General features: G+C 52.5%; 20 protein-coding genes. 10 read left to right on the forward strand and 10 right to left on the reverse strand.

Annotated elements, in window-relative coordinates; translation table 11 throughout:
* Together deoA and deoD are read left to right on the forward strand one after the other, a co-directional pair.
* Entirely contained in the window at positions 1–1,392 is a 1,392-nt protein-coding gene (gene deoA / locus ACO0K9_RS09010) for a thymidine phosphorylase (RefSeq protein ID WP_422983978.1), read from the forward strand.
* Entirely contained in the window at positions 1,374–2,087 is a 714-nt protein-coding gene (gene deoD / locus ACO0K9_RS09015) for a purine-nucleoside phosphorylase (RefSeq protein ID WP_422983980.1), read from the forward strand. The genes deoA and deoD overlap by 19 nt, the downstream gene beginning before the upstream one ends.
* 33 nt (positions 2,088–2,120) lie before the next feature.
* Here deoD and ACO0K9_RS09020 read toward each other — a convergent pair whose 3' ends face one another.
* On the reverse strand, positions 2,121–2,531 hold the full coding sequence (locus ACO0K9_RS09020; RefSeq protein ID WP_422983982.1) for a flagellar basal body-associated FliL family protein: 411 nt from the start codon (positions 2,529–2,531) through the stop codon (positions 2,121–2,123).
* 258 nt (positions 2,532–2,789) lie between these two features.
* Positions 2,790–4,457 carry an energy-dependent translational throttle protein EttA gene (gene ettA, locus ACO0K9_RS09025; RefSeq protein ID WP_422983984.1) on the reverse strand — a complete coding sequence of 556 codons (1,668 nt, stop codon included), beginning with the start codon at positions 4,455–4,457 and terminating at the stop codon, positions 2,790–2,792.
* A 271-nt stretch (positions 4,458–4,728) separates the two neighbouring features.
* On the opposite strand from ettA, the gene ACO0K9_RS09030 reads away from it, so the two are divergent.
* The 3 genes from ACO0K9_RS09030 to ACO0K9_RS09040 all read left to right on the forward strand — a co-directional run bounded on the left by ACO0K9_RS09030 (position 4,729) and on the right by ACO0K9_RS09040 (position 6,371).
* Entirely contained in the window at positions 4,729–5,343 is a 615-nt protein-coding gene (locus ACO0K9_RS09030; RefSeq protein WP_422983986.1) for an OmpW/AlkL family protein, read from the forward strand.
* A 185-nt stretch (positions 5,344–5,528) separates the two neighbouring features.
* Complete coding sequence (locus ACO0K9_RS09035) at positions 5,529–5,756, forward strand: hypothetical protein (protein ID WP_422983988.1); 228 nt, start codon at positions 5,529–5,531, stop codon at positions 5,754–5,756.
* Positions 5,757–5,861: 105 nt separating this feature from the next.
* On the forward strand, positions 5,862–6,371 hold the full coding sequence (locus ACO0K9_RS09040) for a DUF1993 domain-containing protein (RefSeq protein ID WP_422983990.1): 510 nt from the start codon (positions 5,862–5,864) through the stop codon (positions 6,369–6,371).
* Between the two features lie 156 nt (positions 6,372–6,527).
* Here the strand turns inward: ACO0K9_RS09040 and ACO0K9_RS09045 are convergent, their stop codons facing one another.
* On the reverse strand, positions 6,528–7,046 hold the full coding sequence (locus ACO0K9_RS09045) for a helix-turn-helix domain-containing protein (protein ID WP_422983992.1): 519 nt from the start codon (positions 7,044–7,046) through the stop codon (positions 6,528–6,530).
* Between the two features lie 570 nt (positions 7,047–7,616).
* Here ACO0K9_RS09045 and tagH point away from each other — a divergent pair.
* The 4 genes from tagH to ACO0K9_RS09065 all read left to right on the forward strand — a co-directional run bounded on the left by tagH (position 7,617) and on the right by ACO0K9_RS09065 (position 12,274).
* A complete protein-coding gene (gene tagH, locus ACO0K9_RS09050; protein WP_422983994.1) occupies positions 7,617–9,071 on the forward strand; it encodes a type VI secretion system-associated FHA domain protein TagH in 1,455 nt (484 codons plus the stop codon).
* Between the two features lie 28 nt (positions 9,072–9,099).
* Entirely contained in the window at positions 9,100–9,864 is a 765-nt protein-coding gene (locus ACO0K9_RS09055; protein ID WP_422983996.1) for a PP2C family protein-serine/threonine phosphatase, read from the forward strand.
* A gap of 127 nt (positions 9,865–9,991) precedes the next feature.
* The gene (locus ACO0K9_RS09060) at positions 9,992–11,776 is read left to right on the forward strand and encodes a serine/threonine protein kinase (RefSeq protein ID WP_422983998.1); all 1,785 of its coding nucleotides are present in this window, start codon (positions 9,992–9,994) and stop codon (positions 11,774–11,776) included.
* A 12-nt stretch (positions 11,777–11,788) separates the two neighbouring features.
* Positions 11,789–12,274, forward strand: a complete 486-nt coding sequence (locus ACO0K9_RS09065; protein ID WP_422984000.1) for a TssQ family T6SS-associated lipoprotein — start codon at positions 11,789–11,791, stop codon at positions 12,272–12,274.
* 88 nt (positions 12,275–12,362) lie between these two features.
* Here ACO0K9_RS09065 and ACO0K9_RS09070 read toward each other — a convergent pair whose 3' ends face one another.
* The 7 genes from ACO0K9_RS09070 to ACO0K9_RS09100 form a co-directional block, all read right to left on the reverse strand.
* Complete coding sequence (locus ACO0K9_RS09070) at positions 12,363–13,574, reverse strand: M24 family metallopeptidase (protein ID WP_422984002.1); 1,212 nt, start codon at positions 13,572–13,574, stop codon at positions 12,363–12,365.
* A gap of 179 nt (positions 13,575–13,753) precedes the next feature.
* Positions 13,754–14,428 carry a methylamine utilization protein gene (locus ACO0K9_RS09075; protein WP_422984004.1) on the reverse strand — a complete coding sequence of 225 codons (675 nt, stop codon included), beginning with the start codon at positions 14,426–14,428 and terminating at the stop codon, positions 13,754–13,756.
* A 31-nt stretch (positions 14,429–14,459) separates the two neighbouring features.
* Positions 14,460–14,903, reverse strand: coding sequence for a group I truncated hemoglobin (locus ACO0K9_RS09080; protein ID WP_422984006.1), 444 nt, complete (start codon positions 14,901–14,903; stop codon positions 14,460–14,462).
* A 70-nt stretch (positions 14,904–14,973) separates the two neighbouring features.
* Positions 14,974–15,798, reverse strand: a complete 825-nt coding sequence (locus ACO0K9_RS09085) for a DUF3034 family protein (RefSeq protein ID WP_422984367.1) — start codon at positions 15,796–15,798, stop codon at positions 14,974–14,976.
* A gap of 213 nt (positions 15,799–16,011) precedes the next feature.
* A complete protein-coding gene (locus ACO0K9_RS09090) occupies positions 16,012–16,458 on the reverse strand; it encodes a group I truncated hemoglobin (RefSeq protein ID WP_422984008.1) in 447 nt (148 codons plus the stop codon).
* 34 nt (positions 16,459–16,492) lie between these two features.
* Entirely contained in the window at positions 16,493–17,404 is a 912-nt protein-coding gene (locus tag ACO0K9_RS09095) for a DUF3034 family protein (RefSeq protein ID WP_422984010.1), read from the reverse strand.
* Positions 17,405–17,588: 184 nt separating this feature from the next.
* The gene (locus ACO0K9_RS09100; RefSeq protein ID WP_422984012.1) at positions 17,589–18,737 is read right to left on the reverse strand and encodes a tetratricopeptide repeat protein; all 1,149 of its coding nucleotides are present in this window, start codon (positions 18,735–18,737) and stop codon (positions 17,589–17,591) included.
* 297 nt (positions 18,738–19,034) lie between these two features.
* Between ACO0K9_RS09100 and ACO0K9_RS09105 the strand changes: the two genes are divergently transcribed.
* Positions 19,035–20,747 carry a diguanylate cyclase domain-containing protein gene (locus ACO0K9_RS09105; protein WP_422984014.1) on the forward strand — a complete coding sequence of 571 codons (1,713 nt, stop codon included), beginning with the start codon at positions 19,035–19,037 and terminating at the stop codon, positions 20,745–20,747.
* Positions 20,748–20,867 lie beyond the last annotated feature (120 nt).

The raw sequence follows: 20,867 nt of genomic DNA on the forward strand, positions 1-20,867 counted from the left end.
ATGTTGCTGGCACAAGAGCTGATACGTCAAAAGCGCGCAGGGCAGGCTTTGGATCAGTCACAGATCCAGGCTTTGGTGGCAGGCATGGTGGATGGCAGCGTGTCGGATGCGCAACTGGGCGCGTTTTGCATGGCGACCTGCTTCCAGGGCATGACGGCAGCAGAAGGGGCAGCGCTGACGCTGGCCATGCGCGATTCTGGCACGGTCTTGCGCTGGGACGATCTGGATTTGCCCGGCCCTGTCGTAGACAAGCATTCTACCGGTGGTGTCGGTGACCTGGTATCGCTGGTGCTGGCACCTATGGTAGTGGCATGTGGTGGTGTGGTACCCATGATTACGGGGCGCGGCCTGGGGCATACCGGTGGTACCCAGGACAAGCTGGAAGCCATACCCGGTTATTGCAGCACACCTGACCTGGCGCGCTTTCGCCGCGTGGTCAAGGACTGTGGCATGGCAATCATCGGCCAGACGGTTGACCTGGCACCAGCGGACAAACGCCTGTATGCCATACGCGACATCACGGCCACGGTGGATTGCCTGCCTTTGATTACCGCATCCATTTTGTCGAAAAAATTTGCGGCTGGGCTGGATGTGCTGGTGATGGATATCAAATGCGGCAACGGCGCGCAAACACCAGAACTGTTGCAAGCGCAATCGCTGGCACGCCAACTCATCGATACTGCCAATGCGGCTGACATGGTCTGTTCAGCATTGATTACCGACATGAGCCAGCCACTGGCACCCAGCGTGGGCAATGCGACAGAAATGCGTGAAGCCCTACGCTATCTGCGCACCGATACCTGCCCGCCACGCCTGCACCAGACGGTATTGGCTTTGGGTTCAGAAATGCTGGTGCAGGCAGGCCTGGCCAGCAATGCCCTCGATGCCCAGGTGCGCTTGCTGGATGCCCTGCACAGTGGCAAGGCGGCGCAAGTGTTTGAACGCAGTTGTGCAGCGCTTGGCGGTCCAGTCGATTTGTTGTCTGGCTTTGATCGCTATCTGCCTGCAGCAGGTGTGCAGCACGCTTTGCTGGCACCACACACAGGCAGCGGCATGGTTTTGAATCATATCGACACCCGTGCCATAGGCATGGCGGTGTTGCAAATGGGCGCAGGCCGCAATGCCGCGCCAGATTTTAGTGTGGGCCTGAGCCAGCTTGCCGAACTGGGGCAAAGCGTTGATGCGCAGACGCCGCTGGCCATCATTCACGCCAGGGATGAAGCCAGCGCGCAGCAAGCCAGCAGGCAATTATTGGCCGCCTTCAGTTTTGGTGAAGAGGCGCTGGTTCGCCCGCAGCAAATCAGGCACACCTTGCGTGGTTCTCTGCAATTTGCCACGCCATTTTTATCCCCTCAGCTTATAAGTGATAGCTCATGTCCACTCCCCACATAAATGCCGCAGTAGGTGACTTTGCCGACATCGTCTTGATGCCCGGTGACCCTTTGCGGGCCAAGGCGATTGCCGATGTCTGGCTCAGCGATGCACGCCTGGTCAATACGGTACGCAATATGTGGGCTTACACTGGCACCTATCGCGGCAAAAGAATTTCTGTCATGGCGCACGGCATGGGCATACCATCGGTCTGCATTTATGCCACTGAACTGATACGTCATTATGGCGTGACCAAACTGATACGCCTGGGGTCTTGCGGTGCCTTGCGTGCGGATATTGAACTGGGGGATGTCCTGATTGCCATGGGGGCTGGCACCGACAGCAAGGTCAACCGCATGCGTTTCATGGACCATGACTTTGCGGCCATTGCCGACTATGCACTGCTGGCCCGCGCGGTTGAGACAGCACAGCGTCTGCAACTGCCGGTGCGGGTGGGCAATGTGTTTTCTGCCGACCTGTTTTATTCGGTACAGCCAGCCTTGTTTGATGTCATGGAAAAAATGCAGATACTGGCTGTGGAAATGGAACTCGCCGGTTTATACGCCCTTGCCGCAGAACATGGCGTGCAGGCGCTGGGTATGCTGACGGTATCTGATCACCTGCGCAAAGGCGGCAGCATGTCGGCCGACGACAGGCAGAATAATTTTAATCACATGATGGAAATTGCCATGGAAACCGCGTGGTCCCTGAGCTGAGTCAGATCAAGCGCTGTAGCTGCTTGGCCGGGCTTACTGGATCACAAAGTTTTCAAAGAACACATCGGTGACGCCGTCATGTTCGTTGGTTTCCAGGGTTTTGTTGACGCCATCCCTGATTTCTTCCATCAACTGATGTTTGCCTTCCAGGCTTTGCAAATGTTCACTGTCCTTGCTGCTCAACAGCAGGATCAGGGTATGCCTGACCTTGGGCATGAACATTTTGATTTTCTCACTGACATCAACACTGGCGATTTGCAGCGCCATGCTGAGTTGCAGGTAGCGGTCGGTTGATGACAAATTGACGGTGAACGCTTCCAGCTTGGCGGTAGGTGCGCCAGCGGATGCACTGGCTTCCTTGCCACCAGAATTGGCAGAGGCCCAGCCGGTGGCCATACTAAGTGCAAGACAGAGGGTGAAGCTGATACGGGATATTTTTTGCATTACGTGTAATCTTTTGCTCTATTAAATTGCTGTGCTGATATTGGTGATTCAGCGATGGGCGTCAGCTTAGCCTATCCGGATTAAACACACTGTTAAAGAAATATACTCAGGTCAGGTAAGTACGGTCGCCAGATGTGAAAAAGCCGGTTTCAAGTATTCTTGAAACCGGCTTATGCAAAAAACAGGCCTGATTATGTAAGGAAAGGTGACCAGGCAATAATGAAATCAGGCGACTGTTTTCGTTGTGCCTACTCTTCTTTACACCGACAAAGGTTTGTAACGGATGCGTTTTGGTTTTGCACCTTCTTCACCCAGACGTTTTTTCTTGTCGGCTTCATATTCCTGATAATTACCGTCAAAGAAGCTGACTTGCGAATTGCCTTCAAAGGCCAGGATGTGAGTGGCGATACGGTCAAGGAACCAGCGATCATGTGAAATCACCATGACGCTGCCGGCAAATTCCAGCAAGGCATCTTCCAGCGAACGCAGGGTTTCCACGTCCAGATCATTCGACGGTTCATCCAGCAGCAAGACGTTGCCACCTTGCAGCAGGGTTTTCGCCAGATGCAGGCGGCCGCGTTCACCACCAGACAGGTTGCCGACGATTTTTTGCTGGTCGCCACCTTTGAAGTTAAAGCGGCCAAGGTAGGCGCGGGAAGGCATTTCAAACCGGCCAACGGTCAGGATGTCGGCACCATTTGCCACGTCTTCAAACACGGTCTTGGTATTGCCCAGGTCTTCACGCGACTGGTCTACCAGCGAGATTCGGGCAGTCTGGCCCAGTGCGACTTCGCCACTGTCTGGTGTTTCCAGACCCTTGATCATTTTGAACAGAGTTGATTTACCCGCACCGTTAGGGCCGATGATGCCGACGATGGCACCTGGCGGCACCTTGAAGCTCAGGTTATCGATCAGCAGGCGGTCGCCAAAAGCTTTGCTGACGTTCTTGAATTCGATGACCTCATTACCCAGACGCTCGGCCACAGGGATGAAAATCTCCTGGGTTTCATTGCGCTTCTGGTATTCATGTTCGCTCATTTCATTGAAGCGGGCCAGACGGGCCTTGCTCTTTGCCTGACGCGCTTTCGGGTTCTGGCGTGACCATTCCAGTTCTTTTTGCAGGGCTTTCTGGCGTGCCGATTCGGTTGCTTCTTCCTGCTTCAGGCGCGCTTGTTTTTGATCCAGCCAGGAAGAGTAATTGCCTTTCCACGGGATGCCATGGCCACGATCCAGTTCCAAAATCCATTCGGCAGCATTGTCGAGGAAGTAGCGATCATGGGTAATCGCCACCACCGTGCCAGGGAAGCGCAACAGGAACTGTTCCAGCCAATCCACCGATTCTGCATCCAGATGGTTGGTCGGTTCGTCCAGCAAGAGCATGTCAGGCTTCGACAGCAGCAAACGGCACAGGGCGACGCGGCGTTTTTCACCACCGGACAAGACCGCTATCTTGGCGTCCCATGGCGGCAGGCGCAATGCATCGGCAGCCATTTCCAGTTGCAGTTCTACATTGTCACCAGCCGAAGTAGAGATGATGGCTTCCAGACGTGCCTGTTCATTCGCCAGGGCATCAAAGTCAGCGCCTTCTTCTGCATAGGCGGCATACACTTCTTCCAGCTTGGCCTTGGCTTCAAACACTTCACCCAGGGCAGATTCAACAGCCTGGCGCACGGTTTGTTCAGGATCAAGCTGTGGCTCTTGCGGCAGGTAACCGATGTTCAGGTTAGGCATGGGCACGGCTTCGCCCTGTATGTCCTTGTCTATGCCTGCCATGATTTTCAGCAGCGAAGACTTGCCGGAACCGTTCAGACCGAGCACGCCAATTTTGGCGCCAGGGAAAAAGGACAGGGAAATATCCTTCAGGATTTGACGCTTCGGCGGCACGATTTTGCCGACGCGATTCATGGTGTAGACGTAATTAGCCATTTTCTTGATTTTTCATAGGGAATAAGAATGCCTGCAAGGATACCTCATGCGGGCGGGTATCGTCATATTTTGCCTAATTTATGTCGGGCTTGCTGCAAAAGCAAAATGCCAGGCATAACAGACATAAGAGGCATGACGAGGCAACGAAACAGCATCAGGCCGCTCGCTGCAAGCCATATTTTGTGCTGTGCACCAAAGTTGATGTAGCTCAAACCCCTGCGAGTAGTGTGGATTTACACTTTATTCATCACTGTTGAAAAAGGAAATGAAAATGAAAAAGATCGTCCTCGCACTCTCCCTGGCAGCTATCGGTTTTACTGCAAGCCAGGCAATGGCTCAAGAACAGAGTCCATGGCAAGTGCGTGCCCGTGTGGTTAACCTCAGCCCTGCAAATAGCTCTGACCCTGTCGGTGGCGCTGGTGCCGCAGACCGTATTACCGTCAGCAGCAAAGAAATCCCTGAAGTCGATATCAGTTATTTCTTTACGCCAAACTGGTCGGCAGAATTGATACTGACTTACCCGCAAAAACATGATGTGATGCTGGATGGTGCCATCATCGGTTCGTTCAAGCATCTGCCTCCTACGTTGACGGCACAATACCATTTCACGCCAGAAGCCAAAATCAGCCCTTATGTCGGTGCTGGCGTAAATTACACCCGCATTTCTGATGTGAACCTGCTCAAGGGCGCAGGCGGCCTGGAAAATAGCAGCTTTGGTTTGGCGGTACAGGCTGGTGTGGATTTTAAACTGGATAAAAACTGGTCCTTGAACCTGGATGTGAAAAAAGTACAGATACGCAGCGATGTCACCATCAGTGGCGCCAAAGTCAGCGCCGTGAAAGTTGATCCTTGGCTGGTAGGCGTGGGCGTAGGTTACCGCTTCTAAGAACGTGATTACGATCTTAAGCGCGTGCGCAATCGGAGTCCACTCGGGGTTCATGCGCTGCTCAAAATGCTCATGTACCAGAGTACATTCCGTTTTTTGTGCTGCGCTTTTGTTACCCTTACCTCGTTGACACACGCTCGCTACAGATCGTAAACACGTTCTGAAAGAATACAGGACTGACTTTCATGTTTTCCCCTTCTGGTGAGGAAGGGGATTTTTTATTTGATTTTACCCAATTCAATTTATGCACCAGCATTCGCAGCAAACAAATATTCTCGCTTTTTTTTAGCTTCGTTTTACGTGGCGTCAATCGAGTTAGTACTGCGATGCATTTTACTGCGATGCAATTTGAGAATTTATCTCACCACGTAACTTGCCAACCTGAATCGCTTCCTGACTTGCATCAAGTTTGAATACGGAGCAGACAGTCAATCACTGTAAGCTACGCGCTGTCATACGCAAAAAATCCAGACGACCTATAATCTAGCTCCGTTTTGCTCACTTATTGGAGATCCCTCATGTCTATTTCTATGTATGCCGCATCTGTTCCCGTCCTTAACCAGATGCTGGATAGTCTGAGTGACGTGCTGAAAAAGGCCGAAGCCCACGCCACTGCCAAGAATATCCCTGCAGAAAACTATCTGCAGGCGCGTTTGTTCCCGGATATGTTAGCCCTGGTACGTCAGGTACAGATTGCAGCCGATTTCGCCAAGGGTATTGCTGGCCGTCTGGCGCAGGCAGAATTGCCGGTCTACGAAGATACTGAAGCAAGTTTTGCTGATTTACAGACACGTATCGCCAAGACCAAGGCGTTTATCGCGACGTTGGATGCCGCACAATTTGAAGGCAGCGAAGGCCGCAATATCGTTTTGCGCCCAGGCACACCGAAGGAGCAAACATTTGGTGGCCAGGCATATCTGTTGAACTATGGCTTGCCACAATTCTTTTTCCACGTGACTACCGCTTACGCAATTTTGCGCCATAACGGTATTGAAATCGGCAAGAAGGACTTTATGGGTGTGCGTTAATAATTGGCATAGCTTGTAATTAAAATTGCAACTCATTTACAAATGAGTTGCAAATGAGTCGCAAATAAGCCGCACAGAAGTTGTAAGCGAGTTGTAAATAAGATTGCAAAAAAAGCGGCCACGGATTGATCCATGGCCGTTTTTTTTTAAAAAAAATTAGTGCAGCAGATTGAAATAAGCCAGTGCTGCCGCAGCGGCCAGGCATAACAGCAGTGCCAGTGTGTAGGAAGGGGCGTTACTGTTGGTATTACTGGTTTTGGCAATGCTGTGGCGGTTCTTGCCACGCCCCAGGTCGCCGGCCAGTTTCTTCCTGTTGAAATCATCAGTGAACAAATCTATGATGGCGACAGAGTCGAGTTTCAGCAGTTTTGCATAAGTACGCAAGAAGCCGCGGATGATGGCCGGTTCTGGTAGCGATATATAGTCATCTTTTTCAATGGCGTGTATTTGGCGTGGAGCCATCTTCAATTGCGCCGACACCTGCTCCACTGACAAGCCCAGCGCATTGCGTGCGGCAGACAGCTTGGCTCCCGGCGATGTCGCCTGTCTGTGGGCTTCGGCTTCGACCAATTCGGCAGCAATGGGTTGCCCAAGCCGGGATTCTATCAATTCCTGATAATGAAATGAGCCCGTGACTTCTGGCATGGGCTGCACACTGTGTTCAGAATCTTTCATTACCGTGCCTTTTGTGAAAACTGGGTGCAGATTGCATAATGGAGTCTCTGTTTAGAGTTTGTTAACAATTCCCTTATGAAAAAAACCATAGCACCATTCCCAAGCTGGAATTGCTCAGTTTGGGTGAGCAATTGAGCCATAAAATGATGCTTTTATATACTCAAAATGTGCCGGATTCGCCGGACACATGTATGCAATGGTATTCAACCTTACTTTATAGCACTAAATATGCCAGTGTTGCTACTAAGTATTTTTATAAACTTAAAATTGGGATTCAGCTAGTCGCTGATTTACAGATAATCGGGTAAGCTCCAGTAAACGTGGCAAGATTTCACTCTGTTTGACACTTTGGGTTGATACTTTGGGTTGAGACTTTATTCAAGACTTGAATTGTTATAAATGCAAAATCATCCGGTCTGTCATAGGGCATTAATATCTGGTCACGCGATGAAAGACCTGTTTTCCCAGATATATGTGAAATATTAAAACGCGACATCGTAAGATTATCTCAAACTGCCTGCTCAGGATACTTATTTTCAGGCGTCACAAAATGGTTTTGGAGTGCCACTAATGATCAAAATAGCTGTTGTTTCCTATAATAATGAAGCACCCTCCACCTCGAATTTTGCAGTGTTTGGCAGCCAAAAAGAAACAATAGGACGTAACATAGACAACTTCCTGATTTTGCCTGATCCCAAGCACTTTGTTTCACGTACCCAGGCCAAGGTCTGGAGTGCGGGCGGCAGGCATTTTCTGCACAACCTGAGTCTGGCCAACCCGATTCTGGTCAATGGCAAGGAAATCCCTGCAGAATCTGATCAGGAAATCCAGGCCGGTGATGAAATACAGATAGGCCTGTATGTATTGCAGGCTGAATTAATCGCCGAGGTGCAGGAGGAAGTTACGACGTCAACGCCAATTCCATTACCAACGCCAACGCCAACTCCATCGCCATCATCACCAGTGGACGCTGTTGTCGAGCCTGAGGCCAAACCGGCAAATGTTGACCATATCGCGCCCGAAGTGCAGGCGGATGAGCAGAAAGCAAATGCCGGCCCACCAGCCCGTGCACCATCCAGAAAACTGCCGCCCAATATGCAAGTGTCCAATGTGCAGCCGCCACAGTTTTTGCTGCGGCCCGATGTCGTGACAGGTCAGGCCAGCCAGCCTGAACAGGCGGATGTCGTTGTCGACACAGTCGATGTTGCCAGCACAGTCGATGCGGCCAACATGGACGATGCGGCCAACACCGCCGACGTCGCCTGCGCAGTCGATGTGGCTAACACAACCGATGTCGCTAACACAGCCGACGTAGCCAGTACCGACGTCGCCAGTACAGCGGTAGAAGCTGTCAGTGAATCACCCGTGCCTGCGGCACCAGCAGCCAAACCTAAGGCCACCAACAGCAAGCCATTGGCCAGCAATGCCGAATTGATGCAGGCGTTTTTGAATGGGGCTGGCCTTTCTGAGCTCACTCTGTCCGCTGGCCTGACGGTAGATTTGATGGAAACCCTGGGTAAGCTGGTGGCCAGCTCGGTGCAGGGCGCGATGGAAGAACTGTCGCAGCGGGCCTTGCTCAAGCGAGAAGTGAAAGCAGAAGTAACGATGGTTGTCTTAAGAGAAAACAATCCTTTAAAATTTTTCCCCGACAGTAAAACCGTGCTGACGCAGATGCTGCGCAAAAAAATGCCCGGCTTCATGGCACCAGCCGAAGCCATGGAAGATTCGTTTTTTGATATCCGCGCGCATCAAATGGGGGTGGCAGCAGGTACCCGAGCAGTGATGAATGCTGTGCTGGAGGCTTTGCAGCCTTCCAATGTGGAAGAACATCTGAACGCGCCAGGTTTGCTTGAGCAAGCCATGCCCGCGCGTCGCAAGGCAGCCATGTGGGATCAATTTGGTATTTTGTTCGAGACCATTTACTCTGGCAGGAAAGATGAGTTTCAGGCTATGTTTGGCAAAGAATTTTTAGCGGCGTACCAGAAAGAAGTTGAAAGAGCAGAAGCCAGTCGCCTGGCTTTTTAAGTAAGTACACACTTTATGGCCAAGTCCCATGCATCTGGACACAGCGCAGATCACTGCGATAGGTAGTAGAAGTACGAATGAGGATGCGCTGGCCTGCACCGTGGAAGACGAAATCGTCTGTTTCGTCATGGCCGACGGTACCGGTGGGCATGTTGGCGGTGAGCTGGCGGCCCAACTGGCGACCAACGCCATCATAGAGAAATTTCTGCAGGAAGCGTCGTTTAGCGCCCACGCGCTGCGCTCGTATCTGGACTGGGCCATCTTGAAAGTGGCGCAGGGCAGGCAAGCGCACGCCAATCAGCGACAGATGAGTACTACCATCGCTGCCCTGCTGATAGACCAGAGCAATCGCTGCGCTTTGTTGGCGCATATGGGTGACACCAGGATTTACCAGTTTCGCCAGGGCAGAATCAAGACCGTCACCAAAGACCATAGCCAGGCGCAGATGATGGTGGATGCCGGCTTTGCCGATTACGGGCAGATACGCCGCCACCCCAAGCGCAATGTATTGTTTGCCGCGATCGGTGCGGAGGGTGGTTTTGTTCCTGAAGTGACTACCGAAGCCATAGAATTGCAGGATGGCGATGCTTTTTTGCTATGCACGGATGGTTTTTGGGAGTGGGTTTATGAGCATGAAATGGAATATTGTCTGGCGGCATCCAGGACGAGTAATGAATGGTTAAGTAAAATGAATGCCATTGCAGAAAAAAATATTAATACGTCAAAAGCCATTAGCAGGGATAATTTCTCGGCTTTTGCTATTTGCTTGCATGACAAGCCAGTGGGAAAATGACAGCCGGGACCAAGGTGCCATGCAGACCTGGTCCCGTCTTGAAGCTGCCCACATAGCCGAATGAGCAGTGAGTGGCCAGGATTTGAACCGTAGCAGCGCATTTCAACATTACCTCTCCGAGTAAGCCTTGAACACAGAAAACGTACTCGCTAACGAAGCACCAGTGGCATTACATGCCGGTACCGAGAATTGTCTCGTTGCCGGCACGCGGCTGAATGACTTTGAAATTACCGGAGTATTGGGTGAGGGCGGCTTCGGGATCGTGTATCTGGCGTTTGATCATTCCTTGCAGCGCACGGTCGCCATCAAGGAATATATGCCAGGTTCGCTGGCCGGAAGGGCGGCCGATACCAGTGTGGTGGTCAGGTCTGAGCGCCACAAATCCACTTTTGACGCAGGCCTGAAGAGTTTTATCAATGAAGCGCGCTTGCTGGCGCAATTTGATCATCCCTCCCTGGTCAAGGTTTATCGCTTCTGGGAAGAAAATAAAACTGCTTACATGGTCATGCGCTATTACGATGGCCATACCCTCAAGGATATTGTGAATAAACGCCCGCAACTGGTGACAGAAGCCTGGCTGCGCTTTATTTTCAAGCAGATACTGGAAGCACTCGATACCCTGTACAGATCCAAGATTCTGCACAGGGATATTTCGCCAGACAATATCATCGTGCAAAAGAATGGTGTCGCCGTCCTGCTGGATTTTGGTTCTGCCCGTCAGATCATTGGCGACATGACCCATGGCATGACGGTGATACTGAAGCCCGGTTATGCGCCGGTTGAACAGTACTCGGATGAAACCGATATGCCACAGGGGGCATTTACCGATATCTATGCGCTGGCAGCGGTGATGTATTTCGCCATCATGAAAACACCGCCACCGATGTCGGTCGCGCGGGTAGTCAAGGATTCACTGGTGCCGTTGCAAGACAGTGAACGCCCGGGCTTCAGCGCCAAATTCCTGAAAGCTGTCGATCAGGCTCTTGCCATACAACCGCAAGACAGGCCGCAGTCCATCGATGAATTCCGCCTGCTGTTGGGCATCAGTTCTTTCGCTTCCACCCGCAAATCACGTAAAAGCAAGCCCGAGCACGGCGGTGATATGCCTGCATCTGTTGCCGGTATGTCGCCTGATAAAGTCGTTACGCTTGGAAGGTCCAGGACTTCTGGCAAGACGGTCGCCGTAGAGGAAGCCGCCGAAGCCGGGGTGATGAGCCAGGTGAAATCGCATGGCAAACTATTGCTGGCCGGTGGTGTGGTGGTGGCTGTGCTGATTGCAGTACTGAGCGTCACCTTGCGCAGCGGTCCGCCGCCGCAGGCTGTGCCTGCCCTTGCCGGCAAAACCGCGACGCCGCCCGCTGCCGCCAAAAAGGCCGAAAGTGGTCCCGCTGCTGTTACGCCGCCTGCACCTGCCTCAGTTGCCACGGTTGCCGCAGCGCTACCAACGGCACCCATCGCTGCCACCACACCAGTTGTCAGCAGTACCGCTGCCGTCAGTCTGGCACCCCCGTCTGCCAGGGAAGTACAGGAAAAGCAGGCATGGGACAAATTGAAAGATGATGCCAATGCCACGCCTGAAGCGATCAATGCATTTATACAGCAACATCCGAACGGCAAGTTTACTGATATTGCACAACTACGCCTGAAGGAAGCCAATAAAGTGGCGGCAGCCAAGGCTGCCAGTACCCCAGCCGCTGGCAAGCTGACGGTCAGGCTGGCCATCAGGCCATGGGGTACGGTGTTTGTCGATGGTATACAACAAGGTGCCAGCCCACCGTTGAAACAATTGAGTTTAACTGCTGGTAAGCATAAGATCAGGGTGACGAACCCGGGCTTTCCTGATCTGGTTACCGAGATCGACGGCAGCAAGACGAATTCGGCTGCCATCGAACATGAGTTCAACAGTAAATAAATCCGGATAAAAATGAAGAAATTAATTCAACAAGTGTATATGGCCGGCCTGGTGCTGGCATGTACGGCATTGCTGGGATGCGAAACCGCACCCACGCAGGCACCTGCACCCAACAAGCCTGTGGGCAGGCAAAAAGAAATCATCATCACGCCTCCCCTGCAGCCGCTGGATACGACGCCGGCACCACCGCCGGTCAGTCCGGATGTGCAAGCCATGAAAGACGGAATGGCGCTGTATGACGCCGGTGATTACAACGGTGCCCTCAAACGACTGGGGTCGCCAGATATCTGGAATGGCCATAACAAGGATTTGCAAGTGAATGCGCTGAAGTTCATGGCATTCAGTTATTGCGTCACTTCCAGGGTGCAATTATGCCGCCAGCAATTTGATCGCGCGTTGAAGCTGGACCCGACGTTTAATCTGTCACCTGGCGAAATCGGTCACCCTATCTGGGGCCCGGTGTTTTTGAAATCCAAGAACGCCATCCAGAAGAAATAATCTGCCAGGCAGACGGCGATAGGTGGAGGGCTATCCTTCACCTAATTTTTAACTTAGCTTAAGCGGTCCACTAGTTTCCCCCGCATGTTCAATCAATGCCAAATGGCGCATCGACGGCATGGCTTTGTCCGGTGAACCAGCGCGGCCCCTGTTCTGTCATGTAGAAATGATCTTCCAGGCGGATGCCAAACTCAGCTTCTATGCAGATCATGGGTTCATTGCTGAAACACATGCCGGCAGCCAGCGGGCGCTGATTGCCTTTGACCAGGTAAGTCCACTCATGGATGTCCAGACCTATACCGTGGCCGGTGCGGTGCGGCAGGCCAGGTAGCTGGTAATCGGGACCAAAACCGGCTGCCGCCAATACCTTTCTGGCGGCGGTGTCAACCTGTTCACAGGGAACACCGGGCTGGGCGGCGTTAAATGCGGCAGCCTGGGCAGTTTTTTCCAGTTCCCAGATATCACGCTGGCGCTGGCTGGCTTGGCCGAACACATAGCTGCGGGTAATGTCCGAGTTATAACCGTGCAGCTTGCAGCCGGTATCGATCAATACCATATCACCATCGCGCAGGAATTGTTCGCCATCCGGCCCATGCGGCATGGCCGTGGCGGCACCAAAGCTGACGATGCAAAAAGTCGATGCGCTGCCGCCATAGGCACGATGCGCCTGGTCAATGAAGTGCGCGACTTCAAAAGAAGAGATGCCTTCGCGCAAAATCCTGGCCGCCTTTTTTTGGACTTCCAGCGTGATGTTTTTCACTGCCAGCATGATGGCCAGTTCTGCCGCTGATTTATGCATGCGGCATTCTGCCGTGATCGTGCTGCCATTGATGATACGCGCCAAAGGCAGGGCGCGACGCAAGCCATCAAAGACAAAAAAGGGAGCGGCTTCATCCAGGGCCAGCACATCGCTTTTGCAATGCAGATCCTGCAGGCAGGTTTTGAGCAGTTGGCAGGGATCTTCTTCTTCCTGCCACAGACGGATATCGGCTTCGGCACCCAGGGTTTCGCGCAGCTTGGATTCTTCAAAGCCAGGGCAGATATAACTCAAGCTGGCGTCCGCCGTCAGGATGGCCGCAGTCAGGCGTTCGCTGGGGTGCCAGCGCAGGCCGGTAAAATAATACAGGCTGCTACCGGCTGGCAGGATCAAGGCATCGACCGCATTGTCTTGCATCAGCCGGGCGGCCTTTTCCACACGTGCCCGGCGTTCTGCAATGCTGATGGGCGATACCATTGTGGTGCCTGCCTGTATGCCGGCCAACTCCGTGGCAGCCGTAGAACCACTTATACCTGATGTCATGTCCACAATTCGTAGTAGCCAAAATGAGTAGACTGTCACAGTCCATTAGCGACAAGAGCATAGTATAAACAGCGGCACGGGTCTTGCCGATTTACCCGTGTCGGCATGACGAAATTGGCATAGCAAGACAGGCAAATGATATGCCTAATTTAGGTCGATATTAGGTCAATACGCCCTAGTTAATAATTCGCAGCCTTGGCTTTTCTTGGCGTGGGAACAAAATCAAACTGCCATTTGACAGGCGGGGTCTGGTCATTGACTTTGATCGTCTGCATCAGCGGTTGTTTGATGCTGCCCATATTCGGATGCCAGGCCCTGATTTCGTAGTTACCATCCGGCAGTTGATCCAGTGTCGTGGTACCGGCCTGTTCGGTTTTGGCGAAGTAAGGGGTATCCACCGCCAGCACATACGCGCGCATCCAGTTATGCAGCAGGCAATACACGATAACGATGCCAGTTTTGTCGAATATCACCGGTGGCGGCACCACGCCGCGCTCATAGGTCTTGATTTCAAATTCCTTGACGGCAGAGAAGGATTTCACATGATGCTCCATCTTGTCGTAGTTGGGAAACTTGACCTGTGTGCCGACCCTGATCACGGTCACGTAGGGTGAAAACTGCATATCGCTTTGCGAAATCGTGGCCGCTTCGGTTTTGCCCGCTGGTGGCAGGGGCGCACCTATGGGCGTGGCATACACCACCACATCGGCCATGGCCGCGCCATTTTTATCCACGGCCTGGATGCTCACTTTGGCTGCGGCGGCCAGTGATGGCAGGCCCGCTAGCAGCATGCAGGCCAGTGCCAGTCTCGGTCCCAGCTTGCGTGCATTGACGGATACCAACCAGTTTTTCATGGGGATTTTCTGCCTTGATAAGTAGCTCATCTTATTTGGTGACTATAGGGCGTTGCATAGGGGCCAGTTTGGCGATCAGCCGGTTCTGGACGGAAGATGGAATATTGTGTTTTTCCATGGCGACCTGCAAATCTTCGGCCAGTGCATTGAAGTGGGCATTGGTGATTTGCATGTCCTGATGAACGTCGTCCATGCTACGGCCGCTGTATTTGCAGGGACCGCCACTTAAGTCGCAAAATTGCTCGGTGAGCATTTGTGCCAGTCTTTCGGTATCGGTGTCTTTGAACGCCTTGTTGATACGCGGGTCTTCCAGCAGAATGGCGACAAAGGAGTTGACGAAGGTATTAATGCCTTGCTTGGCCCCCAGGCTTTGATACAGGGCATCATTGCCGGTGGTGGTTTGCGCCTGGGCGGACAGGCTGGCTAGCAGGAAAAAACCGCATATGGCTTTGCTGAAACGGGAGATGGAAATCATGATATGTGCTTTCGATGTATTGATTATTGATAGCAGGTGTCTGCAGGTGTCGTATCCAGAAAACTGGGGCTTAAAATCCGGCCTGTACAGACAGATACCAGCCACGCTGATTTTTTGGATTGAATATGGTGATGTCACCCAGGGTGGCATAAGCAGCGGTTATTGACAGGTTCTTGGTGGGGAACCAGGCGACAAAGGCATCGTAATAATCTTTTTCATTGTCCACGCCCAGATTACGCGGCTTCATGCGGTATTCGGCCCCGACTGCCAGTTTGCGGTTGATGAGGTAGGCGACCGAGGTTTCCAGCCTGGCTTGATAACTGTCTTTCTTGTCGCCGCCAAAACCCAGTATGCCCATCTGATTGGCCTTGGTCATGCGCAATGTGCCATTCAGCAGCAGGCTTTGTTCCAGCAGGATCTTGGTGGCTGCTACATAGTAATCAACGCCACGGTCATCCTTGGCACCCAGTTGCTTGACATTGGTGACGCCCAGTGCGCCCAGGCCGCCTATGCCCTTGTTGCGTTTGGCCATGGCACCGACGGCGATTTGCGGCATCCAGCTATCTTGCTCATACACGGCATCACCGGCAACTTTGACTTTGATGCCGAAAATATCCTGCTTGATATTCAGAGCATTCAGCGGAGCCAGGCTACCGGTAAATTCTTGCGTCGCCAGTGACAATTCCACGCGGTCGGCAATGCCGACGGCCACACCATAGGTTTTCAGGCTGTAGTCCTGGGTGTTCACCTGGGTCAGGTGGGCATTGGCACCGTAGCTGTCGCGTGTGCCATAACCAGTGATCAATGCCCACGGGGTCAGGCCACCACCTCCGGCACCTTCCAGCTGGCTGACGCCACCGGTGGCGGTCAGTTTGCCCATATCAGGTTTCAACATGTCTTGCGCCAGGCCGGTTTGTGACCATGCGACGCAGCTGCCGAACAGGACAGTCGTCAAGATTTTTCTGGTAGTTTGCATCATGTTTCCTCTGGGTTATCTCGTTTTAACTTGCTACAAGTCGCTTTTTTACCTGGAAAAATCCAGGCTCCTGCTGTTTGTACGGCGCAAATCGAAAATCGGATTCAGGTCAGATGCAAAAATGCTGAAAATTTATGGTGGCTTGGGTTTGGGAGAGACGATGTCTTTTTTCATGGGCGCCAGTTTGGCCATGAGTTTGTTTTGGGTAGAAGAGGCTATATCCAGTTTGTCCATGGCTATTTGCAAATCTTCGGCCAGGGCATAAAACTGGGCAGCGTTGATGCCCAGGTTTTCATGCACCAGCTTCATGTCATCGCCGGTGTATTGGCAGGGGCCACCACTGATGACGCAAAATTGCTCTTTGAGTAATTTCGCCAGGCGTGGCATATTGGTTTCTTTGAATGAGGCCTTGATGCGTTCATCCTGTAAGACCAGGGCCAGCATTTCATCGACTATCTGGCTGATGCCAGGTTCATTGCCCAGTGCCTGGAACAAGCTGTCCTGAGCAGCTTGTGCCTGTGCCTGGCCGGCACATGCCAGCATCAGGCTGACGGTCATGGCGGTGTGACGTAATTTCATAGGTATCCCCGCTTAGTTGCCACTTAGTTGCCGACTAGTTGCCGACCTGCAGCGACAGATACCATCCGCGCTGGGTTTTGGGATTGAAGATAGTGATATCTCCCAGATTGACATAGGCCAGCGTCAGCGAAAATTGTTTGTTCGGGAACCAGGCAAGGAAAGCATCATAGTAGGCTTTTTCCTTATCCACGCCCAGGTTGCGCGGCTTGCTACGATATTCGACGCCACCCACCAGCTTGCGGGTGAGCAGATAGGCCAGCGATATTTCCGGTTGCAACTTGTACTGATTGCCTTTGTCACCACCAAAACCAAGCAAGCCCATCTGATTGGCCTTGGTCATGCGCAGCGTCACATTCAACAGCAGACTGTGATCAAGGTCGAGCCTGGTGGCCGATACATAATAATCGATGCCGTGCTCATCCATTGCCCCCAGTTGCTTGACGCTGGTAATGCCCAGTGCCTCCAGCCCTTTGACGGCCAGGTTGCGCTTGAACATGGCACCGACAGCAACTTGCGGTTGCCAGCTATCCTGGTCGCTGACCAGATCACCGGCAATCCTGAGTTTGATACCCAAGGTATCCTGGTTCAGCTCCAGCTTGTCCAGCGGGGCCTGGCTGCCAGTGAATTGTTGGGTGGACAAGGACATTTCCAGACGGTCGGCAATCCCGATGGCGATACCGGCAGTCCGCAGACGGTAATCCTGGGTGCTGACCTGGGTGATATGCGCATTCACACCGTAGCTGTCTTCACTGCCATAGCCGGTAATCGTGGCCCAGGGAGTCAAGCCTCCTCCGCCAGCACCTTCTATCTGTTTGACGCCACCGGTTGCCAGCAAGCGGCCCCGGTCTGGCATGGGCAGGTCTCGGGCTTGGGTGCCAGCAGACGCCAGCATGCATGCCGCCATCAGGGCAGGACCAAGATTCAGGGTGGTTCGCGTATTCAACATGGCAAGATCAAGGACATGCGCTGGGTGTCTTCAGATTAAACCAGAGGGTTTATTGTAAAGTGTTGACCATCAGTCATAAGTCGCCAACAGTATTTTATTGCTAAAATACCACAGAGTGAACATGAAATAAGCGTGGAACGAGTGGTGGACAGCGGGGGGAGTAAGCTGGGAGCTAGCGCACGTATCAACGTTTGACAAACACGGTTCCCTGCGTGCCGTTGGCTTCGCGTGCCGTTGATTTCATTTTTGCACGTGCCGTGGCTTGACCCTCGATGGCAAGCTCTTGCAAGTCAGCCTGTTCCTGGGCACCAGGCAATGTGGCCAGTTGAGAGAATAAATTCTGTGCCAGATGATAGTCGCGACGGTCAAGGGCAAGGTCGGCCAGCGCGCTAATGGTCAGGGCATAGTTGCGGGAATTGGTCAGCATGGACAGCTGTTCCAGGGACTCATGCAATATTTGTTCTGCCGTATCCAGTGAACCCATTTTGCGCAGGGTATCGCCGATCTGCATCAGGCAATTGCCTATACTGGGTGACCAGCCGGCAGGTTTCGCCAGCGTCAATGCCTTTTGCTGCCAGTCGAGAGCCGCTTCGTAATTATTCATTCTGCTATAGGTATAACCTATATTGGCAGCGGTCAGGATGGCGCGGCGAATCTGCCCGGATTGCAGGCACAGCCTGTACGCCTTGTCCAGGAATGCGATGGAATCATCAAACTGCTCGTTCAGGCCGGCATATAAACCAAGAAAATCATTCATCAGCGCTGCCAGCGCCGGATGGATATCCTTGGGCGGATTCCGGGTTTCAAAATGACGGTCAAAATAGGCTTTTGCCAGTTTGTCGTCGCGCAAGACGGCGATGCGTGCCAGGGCTGCTGCCGCGCATTGGCGCCGCAGCACATCGTCGGCCTTGCTGGCCTCATCGATGGAGATTGCCATTTCAATATCGCATTCCACATGCTTGCCCTGGTCGGAAAAAATGAAACCCAACAAGTGATGAGCATCGCTCAGACAGACGGCATCCAGATGGACTTCGGGATGCCTTAGTATGGCTTGCACGATGTTGGCGGCAACATCGAGATCGGCATGCAGCCAGCGTTCTTCTGCGCGTATCAATTGCAGGCGCAGATACACCAGTGCCTTGTCGGCTTCCGAACGCCTGGATTTGTTGAGTAATATGCTTACCTGATCACATAAGCTGACTGCCTGGCGACTATCGCGCTGGCGTAAGCCCCACGCCAGTGTCAGCATATCGTCCAGTTGTTCTTGCGCCACCATGTCGGCCAAACGCTGCTCTAACTGTTTAACTTCGCTATCGGTGGCGTATAAGTCCATAGTATGCTGCTTGTCCTGAGAGATTTTCTCTCTTGAAGGAAGCGATTCAATTGTTGAAATAAATGAATGAAAAGGGAGTTCAGATGTCAATCTTGTCTCGCGAACTACCACAATACGCAAGATTTAATTCCTGTGCCGCCGCAGAAGTTGGTTTTAACAATTTTTAACGGTATATACTGAAAAGCTCGATTTTTTCAGCCTCAAAAATCGAAATCGGGGCACGTATCCTGTTTTTTTTTGCCTAAGCATCCTTTAACTTTTTTCCTGACCTTGATATTGTCGTTTTTGAGCCCGAGTATGAGTCGTTCGTCGTTGCGTCGTGAATTGGTGATCCCGATTACCGTGCTGGTAATCGGAGTGTCCGCTGCCATAGGTTGGGTCTCAATGAAGGCCGGGACGGATGCCGTATATACCCTGACCCAGCGGATTCTGGTAGACATGGTGAACCGCATCAATCATGCGACGGAAAAGCATCTGGATGGCGCCCTCATTGCCCTTGAATCAGTCGCACCCAGCGCAGGCAATGTACCCAAGGAACAGGCGTTTCCCACCGACATGAAAGTGCTGGAAGAAAAGTTCTGGGTTGCCAGTGGCCTGTTCATGGATGTCAATAATTATGTCTACTTTGGCGGCAATGATGGCCGCTTTGTCGGCGTCTACCGTATCTCCAACGGCATGGTGCAATTGTTCTGGCGCGAGCCGGAATGGAACAAGCGTTTTGTCTACCGCGTGGGGCATGTCGGCGATCGTGCCGAATTATTGCGCAGTGATGCATTTGATCCACGGTTAAGACCCTGGTACCAGGCTGCCAGGGAATCAGAAAAGCCGGTCTGGTCAAAAATCTATAATAATTTTTCTTTTCATTACCCCACCATCACCCTGGCCAAGGCGGTCTATCAAAAGAATCATGAATTTGCTGGCGTGGTGGCGACAGACCTTACGCTCAAGGAGCTATCCAACTTTTTGCGCAAGCTGGAAATCAGCAAGAACAGTGTCGCCTATATTGTCGATGCAGATGGTTTTATCGTCGCCACGTCGGGCCAGGAAATACCGGAAAGAACGGTGAATGGGGTACCAGAGCGCATGCGTGCCATCGACATGAAAACCCCGCTCATTAATCAGACTTTCCAAAAGCTGGGGAATGCAAGCGCACTGACTTCAGGCACACAACCCATAGAAACCAGCATCGGTACGGTAGATGTGGCCATCTCGCCTCTGGGTATCCGTCAGGGCCTGAACTGGCAGACGGTCGTGGCGGTACCGCGTTCGGATTTCATGAGCAGCATCAACCAGGGGTTTTTGCAGAGCATGGTGATTGCTTTTGCCTGCATCATCTTTGCACTGACCATAGGGTTGACGATCGTGGAGCGTGTGGTCAGGGATATCCGCAAGCTGACTTCTGCCGCAGAAAAATTCGGCAATGGCGAACCCATGCCCGCCCTGCGCATCAACCGCACGGATGAAATCGGTAAGCTGGCGCAGACTTTCACTGAGATGGAAAACAAGTTGCGCTTTGATAAGCTGACCCAGGTTGCCAACCGCGAATCGCTGTTCGCCCAGATCAATTACCTGCAAAAACAGGCCCTGGAGCACCCTGGGAAAATCGGAGGATTTACCCTGCTGTTTGTGGACCTGGACCGCTTTAAATCCATCAACGATAACCATGGGCATGATGCGGGCGACAAGGCATTGGTGATTATCGCGGCACGCCTGCGTTCAGCCATACGTGATACCGATGAAGTCGCCAGGTATGGCGGTGATGAATTTGTGTTGCTGCTGAAAGACACCAGCAATTCGATTGACATCAATAATATGGTGGAAAAAATTTGTAGCGTGGTTGAACAACCGATAGCGCTGGATGATGTCATCGTCGGCGTCGGCGTTTCCATAGGTTGGGCCAGCTTCCCGGAAGATGGCGAAGATTATGTCAGGCTGATCAAAATTGCAGATAGCCGTATGTACAACCGCAAACGCGATCGCAAGTCAGCGCAGTCAGTGCATGTGGTATAAGGCTGTTTTTATGTCAGGCTGATCAAAATTGCAGATAGCCGTATGTACAACCGCAAACGCGATCGCAAGTCAGCGCAGTCAGTGCATGTGGTATAAGGCTGTTTTTATGCTGCTCTGCCG

It is taken from the genome of Undibacterium sp. Ji50W, assembly GCF_049340445.1.
Taxonomy (GTDB): Bacteria; Pseudomonadota; Gammaproteobacteria; order Burkholderiales; family Burkholderiaceae_D; genus Undibacterium.

Excerpts from the sequence above, each read along its gene's own strand:
- ACO0K9_RS09065 (WP_422984000.1), top strand. The coding sequence starts at position 11,789 with ATGAAGAAATTAATTCAACAAGTGTATATGGCCGGCCTGGTGCTGGCA.
- ettA (WP_422983984.1), bottom strand. The coding sequence starts at position 4,457 with ATGGCTAATTACGTCTACACCATGAATCGCGTCGGCAAAATCGTGCCG.
- ACO0K9_RS09085 (WP_422984367.1), bottom strand. The coding sequence starts at position 15,798 with ATGTTGAAACCTGATATGGGCAAACTGACCGCCACCGGTGGCGTCAGC.
- ACO0K9_RS09030 (WP_422983986.1), top strand. The coding sequence starts at position 4,729 with ATGAAAAAGATCGTCCTCGCACTCTCCCTGGCAGCTATCGGTTTTACT.
- ACO0K9_RS09105 (WP_422984014.1), top strand. The coding sequence starts at position 19,035 with ATGAGTCGTTCGTCGTTGCGTCGTGAATTGGTGATCCCGATTACCGTG.
- ACO0K9_RS09095 (WP_422984010.1), bottom strand. The coding sequence starts at position 17,404 with ATGTTGAATACGCGAACCACCCTGAATCTTGGTCCTGCCCTGATGGCG.
- ACO0K9_RS09080 (WP_422984006.1), bottom strand. The coding sequence starts at position 14,903 with ATGATTTCCATCTCCCGTTTCAGCAAAGCCATATGCGGTTTTTTCCTG.
- ACO0K9_RS09035 (WP_422983988.1), top strand. The coding sequence starts at position 5,529 with ATGTTTTCCCCTTCTGGTGAGGAAGGGGATTTTTTATTTGATTTTACC.
- ACO0K9_RS09055 (WP_422983996.1), top strand. The coding sequence starts at position 9,100 with ATGCATCTGGACACAGCGCAGATCACTGCGATAGGTAGTAGAAGTACG.
- deoA (WP_422983978.1), top strand. The coding sequence starts at position 1 with ATGTTGCTGGCACAAGAGCTGATACGTCAAAAGCGCGCAGGGCAGGCT.
- ACO0K9_RS09075 (WP_422984004.1), bottom strand. The coding sequence starts at position 14,428 with ATGAAAAACTGGTTGGTATCCGTCAATGCACGCAAGCTGGGACCGAGA.
- ACO0K9_RS09045 (WP_422983992.1), bottom strand. The coding sequence starts at position 7,046 with ATGAAAGATTCTGAACACAGTGTGCAGCCCATGCCAGAAGTCACGGGC.
- deoD (WP_422983980.1), top strand. The coding sequence starts at position 1,374 with ATGTCCACTCCCCACATAAATGCCGCAGTAGGTGACTTTGCCGACATC.
- ACO0K9_RS09100 (WP_422984012.1), bottom strand. The coding sequence starts at position 18,737 with ATGGACTTATACGCCACCGATAGCGAAGTTAAACAGTTAGAGCAGCGT.
- ACO0K9_RS09070 (WP_422984002.1), bottom strand. The coding sequence starts at position 13,574 with ATGACATCAGGTATAAGTGGTTCTACGGCTGCCACGGAGTTGGCCGGC.
- ACO0K9_RS09040 (WP_422983990.1), top strand. The coding sequence starts at position 5,862 with ATGTCTATTTCTATGTATGCCGCATCTGTTCCCGTCCTTAACCAGATG.
- ACO0K9_RS09090 (WP_422984008.1), bottom strand. The coding sequence starts at position 16,458 with ATGAAATTACGTCACACCGCCATGACCGTCAGCCTGATGCTGGCATGT.
- ACO0K9_RS09020 (WP_422983982.1), bottom strand. The coding sequence starts at position 2,531 with ATGCAAAAAATATCCCGTATCAGCTTCACCCTCTGTCTTGCACTTAGT.
- tagH (WP_422983994.1), top strand. The coding sequence starts at position 7,617 with ATGATCAAAATAGCTGTTGTTTCCTATAATAATGAAGCACCCTCCACC.